Below are 8,841 nucleotides of genomic sequence, written 5' to 3'. Positions count from 1 at the left end.
CACACTCCCCACACTCCCCTCTCTCCCCACACTCCCCTCTCTCCCCACACTCCCCTCTCTCCCCACACTCCCCTCTCTCCCCACACTCCCCACACTCCCCACACTCCCCACACTCCCCACACTTCCCTATCTCCCTAGTCCCTATTCAAGACGCTGGAAAAAATAACCGTAGGTAGCTAGACAAAATAATTTCGCCAACAAATACAGTAATTACAGACCCTAAGGCGAGAAAAGGCCCGAAAGGCATCTTTTGTCCGAATTTGTGGCGCGATCGCACTATTACACCGCTACCTACTAACGCTCCTAGCGCACAGCCAACAAAAGTAGCCAACAGCAAATATTTCCACCCTAACCAGGCTCCCATCATTGCTGCTAACTTGGCATCACCCGCACCCATCGCAGTTTTACCGAAGGCAATTGAACCTAATATGGCGATCGCATCAAATAGCCATAAGCCCAACACTGCACCAACTATCCCCATCATCAAATGATTTACCAGTGCTACATAACTAGCCTCTGGTAAAAAACCAACTACCATTTGAAATAAAATGCCCACCACTAAACCCGACTGAGTAAGTGCATTGGGTAGCGTCATTGTATCCAGGTCAATCAGCGATAGCGCTAACAACCAACTGCAAAAAGCCCAATAGCCTATTGTTAAAGTCGAAGCTTTAAATACTAAAAAAACGATTAAAAAAATTATTGCCGTTAGCCCTTCTACCACAGGATAACGGACAGAAATTTTGCTTTTGCAATATCGACATCGCCCTCTTAAGGAGATCCAGCCGAAGACTGGTACGTTGTCGTAAGCTTTTAGCTGGTTTAAGCAATGCGGACAACGAGAAGGCGGCCAAAGAATTGACAACCCAGCAGGTAGCCGATAAACAACAACATTGATAAAACTGCCAACAGATGCACCCAAAGCAAAGACAATTACACTCGCCACGACGGCGAACAAAATGTCCATATAGTCATTTGTCCTTTGTCATTTGTCTGTTGAAGTTCTGTTCGCCAGTACTCCTTCGGAGAACCCAAAGGATAGCCGACACTCAGACTTCTCTCTTTGTCATTTATCGTTTGTCATTTGCCCTTTGTCGAGGGCTAATGACGTTTGTCCTTCTTTTTTGACCAATGACCAATGACTAATGACTAATGACCATTGTACAGACGCGATTAATCGCGTCTAATACATGTGCGATTCAATTTGACTTAAGGGCACAAAGCACTCTTGAGGTAAGAGAACTGGTTGGTTAGTAAAAATAACCTTACCTCGATGAGTTACACGATTAATTGCTACACCGGAAGGTTGCCCAGCTATTTCGGGGTGTACTTCACAGTGAGTATAGTAGATCTGCCCAGCGGCTCTGATTACGGCGGTATCAATCAAAGGGGGCTGGTTCTTTGGAACTGTAAAATTTGTTTGGCCTTGTCGTAATGCGTACACTATCGACTGTTATTTGATTGCTAGATTTCTCTCTAGTCTACCCGAAACTTATGGTAAAGGTTGCCAAATTGCCCAGGTTGAATTATGAAATTATTGAGCTTCCAGAGCTAAAATCAGCGCATTGCCCATAGCACGGCAACCTAAAAGATTTTTTCCAGGTGAAATTATATCCCCAGTGCGATCGCCTTGTTCTAAAACTTGTAGTACGGCTTTTTCTATACTGTCTGCGGCTTCTGGCTGATTTAAACCGTAGCGTAACATCATCGCCACACTCAAAACTTGTGCTAAAGGATTTGCCTTATCTTGTCCGGCAATATCTGGGGCGGAACCATGAACTGGTTCAAATACACCAGGCCCCTGGGCGCCCAAACTAGCGGAAGGCAACATCCCAATACTGCCTGTGAGCATGGCAGCAGCATCAGAGAGAATATCACCAAACAAATTGCCAGTAACAATGGTATCGAATTGCTTGGGAGCGCGTAGCAACTGCATAGCAGCATTATCTACATAAAGATGAGACAGTTCGATGTCTGGATATTCTTGGGAAAGTTGGGTAATGCGATCGCGCCACAGCTGAGATACTTCTAATACATTAGCTTTATCCACTGAACATAGTTTGCCGCTGCGTTTGCGGGCTGCTTCAAAAGCGACTCGTCCAATGCGATCGATTTCTGATTCAGTGTAAACCATCGTATTTACACCACGTTTTTCACCAGTTTCGGTAGCAAAAATCCCCTTCGGTTTACCGAAATAAATTCCACCAGTGAGTTCTCGCACCACCATAATATCGACACCTTCCACGACTTCTCGCTTCAAAGTCGAAGCATCGATTAGCTGGGGCAGAATTTTCGCTGGGCGTAAATTGGCAAATAGCCCCAAACCCGCGCGTAGGCCTAACAAGCCTGCCTCTGGGCGTAAATTCGATGGAAGAGAATCCCACTTGTAACCACCAATAGCAGCGAGTAATACAGCATCGCTATTACGGCAAGTATCTAAAGTCGCAGAAGGCAAAGGTTCTCCCGTAGCGTCAATTGCTGCACCACCGATGAGGGCTTCTTGAAATTCAAACTGAATATCAAATTTCTTCCCTACAACTTTCAGCACATCTACCGCCACTGCCATAATTTCAGGGCCAATGCCATCGCCGGGGAGTAGGGTAATGCGGTAGTTCTGGGTCATAGCTCGTTTCTATTGGGTAAATGCTTGCAGATTAAATATCATACCGAGCAAAACGTACCGATGGAGTTTTTCAGAACAAAGAATTCAGGAGTCAGAATTCAGAATCAAGGTGGTGCTTCTGGGTGGCAGTTCTAAATCTTCACTTCAAGCACTGCTGAATTGGTGAATTCTCTTTTAAGCTCATCCAATTATCAGTTGTAGTGTGGCTTTTTAGAGCATTTAGTAAGTTAAAACCTAAGCACAAAAGCTCTTATAGCCAATTTCAAAAAATTTTTCTGAAACCCCTTGACACTCTCTTGTAGTATTATGTAGTATAAATGTAGTGAAGCAAAAGACAAGCTTCGCAAAGGTCAAAGTCATGTTCTACATACAACTCCAGGACAGGCGTTGGAATAAACCAAAGTCTCCAAATAACAAAGCTGCTGCTACTTGCAAACCATCGGAAGTAGAGGCAACAAACGAAAAAAGTTCTAACTTTGCACTCATTAAAACCACGGAATACATCAGGAATATACAACAGGTTTACTACCTAGAATTTCCGTTGTTTTCCTAACAGTTTGTAACACAAAAAAATAATTTTTCTGAACCTTGAAAACTGAATAAGAAATGGGCAAGTTCACCAACAAAATATGTGCCTAAAAACCTCAAGTTTTAGGCACAGATTCCCAAAAATCGGGGTGTAGCTCAATTGGCTAGAGCGTTCCGTTGTCTGCGGAAATGTTGCGGGTACCCTTCGGGAAGCAAGCTACAAGTCCCGTCACCCTGGTTGAAGTCCCGTAGGCGAATAGTTGAAGCCGTCAGTATCTCAAACTGAAGATTGCGAGTGCAAATCTCGTCGGGACTCCCAAACGGCTGAGTAGCCAAGTGGTTGAAGGCATTGGTCTGCAAAACCGACATCGTGAGTTCAAATCTCACCTCAGCCTTTGGTGTCGCAGTGTAGCTTAACGGTAAAGCCCCTGGCTCATAACCGGGTCGATGCGGGTGCAAATCCCGCCACTGCTACCAATGCAGGGATGGTGTAACGGTAACACCTCGTGACTCCAAATCCGATGTTCTGGGTTCAAATCCTAGTCCCTGCGTCAAATTAATTCGCAAGTTGCAATTCGCAATTAAACTGCCAATTGTTTGATTAATCATGCCCCTGTGGACGAATGGTTAAGTCGCTGTTCTTTCAAACCAGAGATTGCGGGTTCAAATCCCGTCAGGGGAATCATTAGGGGTCGATGGCCGAGTCTGGTTGAAGGCGACAGTCTGTAAAACTGTTCTATTTTGCACGCAGATACCCTGCGGGAAGCAAGCTACAAATCCTGCTCGACCCACTGTGGAGAGGTGGCTGAGTGGCTCAAAGCGTCCTCCTGCTAAGAGGAAGCGGATAGTTAATGTCCGTCGCAGGTTCAAATCCTGTCCTCTCCGCCTTGAGAGTGTGGTGTAACTGGATAACATCTCAGTCTACGAAACTGAAGACATGAGGGTTCAAATCCCTCCACTCTCGTTACATGGGAGAGATGATGGAGTGGCTGATTCGAGTTGAATTAAACCAGTCCACTGGGTAAAATCCATCTCTCCTCCTTATCCCCTGGTAGCTCAGTTGGTAGTTAGCGCCTGTTTGAAAAACAGGAGGTCGTCGGTTCGATTCCGACCTGGGGGGCTTCGTTGCCTCATAGCTCAATGGCAGAGCAAGCGGCTGTTAACCGCGCGGTTGTAGGTTCGAGTCCTACTGAGGCAGCCAATCATAATTCGTAATTACTAATTCGTAATTCGTAATTAAATAGGGGTTGATACCCAGGTTTCTATAAACGGCTTGTATGTTAGTCGGGGTTTAAATCCCTGTCACAAAACATAATTACGAATTACGAATTACGAACTACGAATTCTTTAATGCCGGGTGGACGAATTGGGAAGTCACATCGCTCTGAACGATGAGGTTGCAGGTTCAAACCCTGCCCTGGCAATAAAGCCCTGTGGTGTAATTGGCAACATAACGCCCTTTGAAGGCGATGATTCCAGGTTCGAGTCCTGGTGGGGCTGTCAAACTTGCTCCTGTAGCCCAATTGGAAGAGGTAGCAGACTTAAAATCTGTTTCGTTGTGGGTTCGACTCCCACCAGGAGTACTAACGGGGTGTAGCGCAGCTTGGTAGCGCGTCTGCTTTGGGAGCAGGATGTCGCAGGTTCAAATCCTGTCGAGAGTACCAAAATATCTGGGTGTGGCGCAGTTGGGAGCGCGGGAGTTTTGGGAACTCCAGGTCGTAGGTTCAATCCCTACCACTCAGACTTCGCCCTTGTAGCCCAACGGAAGAGGCGCTTCGCTTAGAACGAAGAGGTTGCTGGTTCAAATCCAGTCAGGGGTATTGGTGAGTATGCGGGGATGGAGCAACGGTGGCTCATCAGGCTCATAACCTGAACATCGGCAGGTTCGACTCCTGCTCCCGTCACCAAAATTAGTGCTGGTGTAGCTCAATTGGCAGAGCAACTGACTTGTAATCAGTAGGTTGCAGGTTCAATTCCTGTTACCAGCTTGATGCGGGTGTGATGTAACGGCAGCATGAGACGTTTCCACCGTCTTCGTGCGAGTTCAAATCTCGCCGTCCGCTCTAAAACTTGCGGGTGTGATGTAATTGGTAGCATCTGAGTACGCCATACTCAGTGCGTGGGTTCAAGTCCCTCCACTCGCTTGCGTAGTCCTGTAGCTCAATTGGTAGAGTGTCTTCCTTACAAGAAGAATGTTGCGGGTTCAATTCCTGCCAGGACTACCAAATTTTGGGAGTGTAGCTCAATGGAATAGAGCTTCGAGCTTCTACCTCGAAAGTTGTGGGTTCGAGTCCTACCACTCCTGCCTGAAAATGTCTTGAATTTTAAATTTTTATGGGGTCATAGCTCAAATGGCTAGAGCGCCTGCCTTGCAAGCAGGAGGTTATGGGTTCAATTCCCATTGATTCCACTGATGGTGTCTGAAGCCAAAGCGGTCGAGGCGCTGGTTTGTGGAACCAGTCAGAGCGGGTTCGAGTCCCGTCAGACGCCCCTGATGGAAGATGCCGCTGAATGGACGGCAACTGGTCTTGAAAACCAGGGTACGGGCAACTGTAGGGGTACCCTACGGGAAGCAAGCTACGATTCCTCCATCTTCCACTTTTTCCACCTGGAGCCGAAAAGCGAGGCGCTGTGCTGATAACACAGAAATAGGAGGGGCAGTACCTCCCTGGTGGATTGATATGTAGTGTTCGTATTACAGATTTTGCGATGTAATACGATCGCACTTGCTCATTTCTTGATTCAAATTCACTAGGGTGGTTGGCATACCGGCTGTGCAGCGGGCTTTTAACCCGCAGAAATAGGTTCGACCCCTATACCACCCATTTAGGAATTCAAAATTCAAGTTGTGCTTATAGCCGACCAAAGGTGCGACTCAAAATTCAAAATTAAGAAATGCAATCCTAGCTAGGCTTTTGGCGATTGGTAATATACTACTTGAATGCACGTTGGATTATGAATAGGAACTGGCGATCGCTAGTTGAGCATGTTGCAATAATACATCTTTATCCAAAGCCTGGACGGGATATTGCGGTGTTACTGCCAGTAGTTTTTCAATTCTTTCTCTAGCTGCTTCCACAACTGATTCATCTAAGCTACCGTTAACCAGAGAATCGGCAAAATCTTCAGCAATGCGATAAGTTCTTTCAATAGATGACGAATTAATATTACGGGAAACAATAAATAGGTCGCAGCCAGCATTAAATGACCTCGCTATAGTACCAGTTTGAGTCAGCATATCTGAAACTGCTTTCATATCTAAGTCGTCAGAAACAACGACTCCCCCAAAGCCAAGTTCTTCCCTGAGTATGTTTTTGAGAATAGGTCGAGAAAGGGTTGCTGGCACATCAGGATCTATCTTTGGAAATAAGATATGAGCAGTCATAATTAAAGGAATCTGTACTTCGATGAGAGTTTTGAAAGGTATAAGTTCTCGAAGTCGCAGATCTTCTAAGGTCAAATTGAGTACTGGTAGCTCGATGTGAGAATCTTGGCTAGTATCTCCATGTCCAGGGAAATGCTTGGCAGATCCGATAATTCCGGAATCTCGAAGTCCAAGGTAGTATTCACGGGCATCTTGAGCAGCAGTTTCCGGAGTACTACCAAAGGCACGAGACCCAATTACAGGATTATTGGGATGGGAAAAAATATCTGCTACAGGCGCCCAAGATAAATTTATTCCGAGAGATTTTAGCTCAATAGCTGTTGCTTTTGCTACTTCGTAAGCGTGCGATCGCAACAACAACGCATGAGGAAATCGTGTAATCGGTAAAGGTGTGCGAACAACACGACCGCCTTCGTGATCTAAAGTAACAAACATTGAATCACGTTCAGTATATTCTCGTATTTCTTTGTTCAAATCCTTGAACTTTTCTAGCCAAACCTGATAGGGAGTGCCATCAAGAAAATTCTTAGCGAAAAATATTACCCCAACTGGCTTTAATTCACTGAGTGCGCGTTTATCTTCATCACTTAACGTAGTGCCGGAAATACCTAGAATCAGGTGGTGTCCAAAGCGATTTAGCTCCTGCGATCCTGCCATAATCTTTTACCTATAGTTGTGTAGCAAACAATATCAACCCTAATCCTATACTTTTATCGGGCTAGGGAAGGCAGGAGCAAACCAGACAAGAGGACAAGGAGAATAGAATAACTTCTGACTCAACAGCCAACACGGGCTAAACGCCCCGCTACCGCTAACAGCACTCGAAATGACTTTAAGAAACGGTAAATATACTCTTAAGTAAATATATTTATTGATTTTTAATAATTAAGGTACGAATTACATGGTATTACTTACGTAATTCTAGAACAGCGATCGGTAAAAGCATTTTTGCTTTAACCCAAGAGTACTTTGCCACAGGCATTGCATCCTGTTGTTTTCATATCGGGAGATTTATGTCAATAAGTGTATTTAATAACTGTCTCGATAGAATTACTTCCAAAATTTATAATGTTTGTTACGAAAATTACAAAGGATTGACTAAAAATCCTAGATGGCTTTTGATGCGTAAAATTGCTCGATTTAAAATTGGACGAGCTATTATGATTTATTTCTTAAAACGCTCAGCTAAATTAGATTTTAATGAAAGCAATTCTTGTTTTGCAGATTTAAATGTAAATGACGTTGTTAAGCATCTAAAAGCTGAAGGCATATATTCGGGAATTCAACTGCCTGAAAATATTGTTCAAGAAATAGTGGAATTTGCCTATTCAACACCTTGCTATGGTAACCGAAAAACAGATATGGGTTTCTTTTACCATAACAAAGAACAAGCACAAACTAAGTCAGAAAAAAACTTTACAATTGGTAGTTATTTTAATACGGGTTTGCTTTGCCCTGCTATAAAGAAACTCCAAAACGATCCAAAATTATTGGCAATAGCCGCTGCGTTTTTAAATGCTGAACCTATACATCAAGGGAATTTGATGTGGTGGAGTTTTTCAGGCAACGCAACATATCTCGAACAAAGTCAAGCTGCTCAGTTGTTTCACTACGACCTTGACGATTATCGTTTTCTGAAATTTTTCTTCTATTTAACTGATGTAGACGATCGCAGCGGCCCTCATGTTTGTGTTCGTGGTAGCCATAATAATAAAAAATGGTCACATCTGTGGCTACGCAAACGAGAAAAAGATGAAGATATCATTAATTATTATGGTTTGGAATCTTTAGTAAAAATTTGTGGCAAAGCTGGTTTTGGATTTGTAGAAGATCCACTTTGTTTCCATAAAGGAATTACTCCTACTCATCAAGATCGTTTAATATTACAAATAGAATTTGCCAGAACTGACTATGGGATGCAGCACGATTTACGACCAGCTGCCCTACTGAAATGTATTTAGTTTAGGTTGTGCGATCGCCGCTAATCTCCAATTCTAGCTACTACTTAATATCCACAAGCCTAAGTCAATTACAACAGTCAAAATACTTAATTAGAAATAAATTAAAGTCTTTATTTTTACATTGAAAGAAGTATTTCAGTAAGTAACCTGGAAATGAATTAGCAGTAAGCTAATAATCATTTAAATTGCATCAGAGCGTCTCCCCTTCTCCGTGTCCCCGCGTCTTTCTAAGGCTAAGGATTATGCAACTTAAAGGCAGATTAATTTATTGGCAGCGTGACATCAGCGGGGCGTCTGCCTTAATGAATGAAAGAAACACTTTTTTTCCTCGACTCCCGGCTCCC

Annotated in this window: 5 protein-coding genes and 26 tRNA genes; 27 read left to right on the top strand and 4 right to left on the bottom strand. The window is 44.0% G+C overall.

The features are described 5' to 3' along the window. Positions 1 to 145 precede the first annotated feature (145 nt). From H6H03_RS12290 to leuB, 3 genes are all read right to left on the bottom strand, one after another. Positions 146 to 967: a prepilin peptidase gene (locus H6H03_RS12290; RefSeq protein ID WP_190955376.1), complete on the bottom strand. Its 822-nt coding sequence runs from the start codon at positions 965 to 967 to the stop codon at positions 146 to 148. A 216-nt stretch (positions 968 to 1,183) separates the two neighbouring features. Then, positions 1,184 to 1,444 carry a hypothetical protein gene (locus H6H03_RS40275; RefSeq protein ID WP_073640880.1) on the bottom strand — a complete coding sequence of 87 codons (261 nt, stop codon included), beginning with the start codon at positions 1,442 to 1,444 and terminating at the stop codon, positions 1,184 to 1,186. A 90-nt stretch (positions 1,445 to 1,534) separates the two neighbouring features. After that, entirely contained in the window at positions 1,535 to 2,623 is a 1,089-nt protein-coding gene (gene leuB, locus H6H03_RS12285; RefSeq protein WP_190955375.1) for a 3-isopropylmalate dehydrogenase, read from the bottom strand. 673 nt (positions 2,624 to 3,296) lie between these two features. Between leuB and H6H03_RS12280 the strand changes: the two genes are divergently transcribed. The 26 genes from H6H03_RS12280 to H6H03_RS12155 all read left to right on the top strand — a co-directional run bounded on the left by H6H03_RS12280 (position 3,297) and on the right by H6H03_RS12155 (position 5,976). Beyond that, a tRNA-Asp gene (locus H6H03_RS12280) sits at positions 3,297 to 3,389 on the top strand. A gap of 4 nt (positions 3,390 to 3,393) precedes the next feature. Beyond that, positions 3,394 to 3,470, top strand: a tRNA-Glu gene (locus tag H6H03_RS12275). A gap of 3 nt (positions 3,471 to 3,473) precedes the next feature. Further along, positions 3,474 to 3,546: transfer RNA gene (locus tag H6H03_RS12270), tRNA-Cys, on the top strand. A gap of 7 nt (positions 3,547 to 3,553) precedes the next feature. Further along, positions 3,554 to 3,628 (top strand) — tRNA-Ile (locus tag H6H03_RS12265). A 2-nt stretch (positions 3,629 to 3,630) separates the two neighbouring features. Next, positions 3,631 to 3,702: transfer RNA gene (locus tag H6H03_RS12260), tRNA-Trp, on the top strand. A 59-nt stretch (positions 3,703 to 3,761) separates the two neighbouring features. Further along, positions 3,762 to 3,833: transfer RNA gene (locus H6H03_RS12255), tRNA-Glu, on the top strand. 7 nt (positions 3,834 to 3,840) lie between these two features. Beyond that, positions 3,841 to 3,942: transfer RNA gene (locus tag H6H03_RS12250), tRNA-Tyr, on the top strand. 4 nt (positions 3,943 to 3,946) lie between these two features. Further along, positions 3,947 to 4,036 (top strand) — tRNA-Ser (locus tag H6H03_RS12245). A gap of 4 nt (positions 4,037 to 4,040) precedes the next feature. Then, positions 4,041 to 4,115 (top strand) — tRNA-Arg (locus H6H03_RS12240). Between the two features lie 81 nt (positions 4,116 to 4,196). After that, positions 4,197 to 4,271, top strand: a tRNA-Phe gene (locus H6H03_RS12235). Positions 4,272 to 4,277: 6 nt separating this feature from the next. Further along, a tRNA-Asn gene (locus H6H03_RS12230) sits at positions 4,278 to 4,352 on the top strand. 150 nt (positions 4,353 to 4,502) lie between these two features. Then, positions 4,503 to 4,575, top strand: a tRNA-Gln gene (locus H6H03_RS12225). Between the two features lie 3 nt (positions 4,576 to 4,578). Next, positions 4,579 to 4,651, top strand: a tRNA-Gln gene (locus H6H03_RS12220). 8 nt (positions 4,652 to 4,659) lie between these two features. Next, positions 4,660 to 4,734, top strand: a tRNA-Leu gene (locus H6H03_RS12215). A 10-nt stretch (positions 4,735 to 4,744) separates the two neighbouring features. Beyond that, positions 4,745 to 4,815 (top strand) — tRNA-Pro (locus H6H03_RS12210). Between the two features lie 6 nt (positions 4,816 to 4,821). Continuing rightward, positions 4,822 to 4,894: transfer RNA gene (locus tag H6H03_RS12205), tRNA-Pro, on the top strand. 4 nt (positions 4,895 to 4,898) lie between these two features. Beyond that, positions 4,899 to 4,971: transfer RNA gene (locus tag H6H03_RS12200), tRNA-Leu, on the top strand. Between the two features lie 10 nt (positions 4,972 to 4,981). Beyond that, positions 4,982 to 5,058: transfer RNA gene (locus H6H03_RS12195), tRNA-Met, on the top strand. A gap of 8 nt (positions 5,059 to 5,066) precedes the next feature. Continuing rightward, positions 5,067 to 5,139, top strand: a tRNA-Thr gene (locus H6H03_RS12190). A gap of 4 nt (positions 5,140 to 5,143) precedes the next feature. Then, positions 5,144 to 5,214: transfer RNA gene (locus H6H03_RS12185), tRNA-Gly, on the top strand. Positions 5,215 to 5,223: 9 nt separating this feature from the next. Beyond that, positions 5,224 to 5,295 (top strand) — tRNA-Gly (locus H6H03_RS12180). Between the two features lie 5 nt (positions 5,296 to 5,300). Beyond that, positions 5,301 to 5,376 (top strand) — tRNA-Val (locus H6H03_RS12175). Between the two features lie 6 nt (positions 5,377 to 5,382). Beyond that, positions 5,383 to 5,456, top strand: a tRNA-Arg gene (locus H6H03_RS12170). 31 nt (positions 5,457 to 5,487) lie between these two features. After that, positions 5,488 to 5,561, top strand: a tRNA-Ala gene (locus H6H03_RS12165). 6 nt (positions 5,562 to 5,567) lie between these two features. After that, a tRNA-His gene (locus H6H03_RS12160) sits at positions 5,568 to 5,641 on the top strand. Positions 5,642 to 5,905: 264 nt separating this feature from the next. Beyond that, a tRNA-Lys gene (locus H6H03_RS12155) sits at positions 5,906 to 5,976 on the top strand. A 128-nt stretch (positions 5,977 to 6,104) separates the two neighbouring features. On the opposite strand, the gene nagZ is transcribed toward H6H03_RS12155, so the two are convergent. Continuing rightward, positions 6,105 to 7,193, bottom strand: a complete 1,089-nt coding sequence (gene nagZ, locus H6H03_RS12150; RefSeq protein WP_190955374.1) for a beta-N-acetylhexosaminidase — start codon at positions 7,191 to 7,193, stop codon at positions 6,105 to 6,107. A 356-nt stretch (positions 7,194 to 7,549) separates the two neighbouring features. On the opposite strand from nagZ, the gene H6H03_RS12145 reads away from it, so the two are divergent. Then, on the top strand, positions 7,550 to 8,497 hold the full coding sequence (locus H6H03_RS12145; RefSeq protein ID WP_190955373.1) for a hypothetical protein: 948 nt from the start codon (positions 7,550 to 7,552) through the stop codon (positions 8,495 to 8,497). Positions 8,498 to 8,841: the final 344 nt, after the last annotated feature.

Source organism: Nostoc paludosum FACHB-159 (assembly GCF_014698835.1).
In the GTDB taxonomy this organism is placed as follows: Bacteria; Cyanobacteriota; Cyanobacteriia; order Cyanobacteriales; family Nostocaceae; genus Nostoc; species Nostoc paludosum.
The sequence above is the reverse complement of the archived record's forward strand: the minus strand, read 5'-3'. Positions and strand labels throughout refer to the sequence as shown.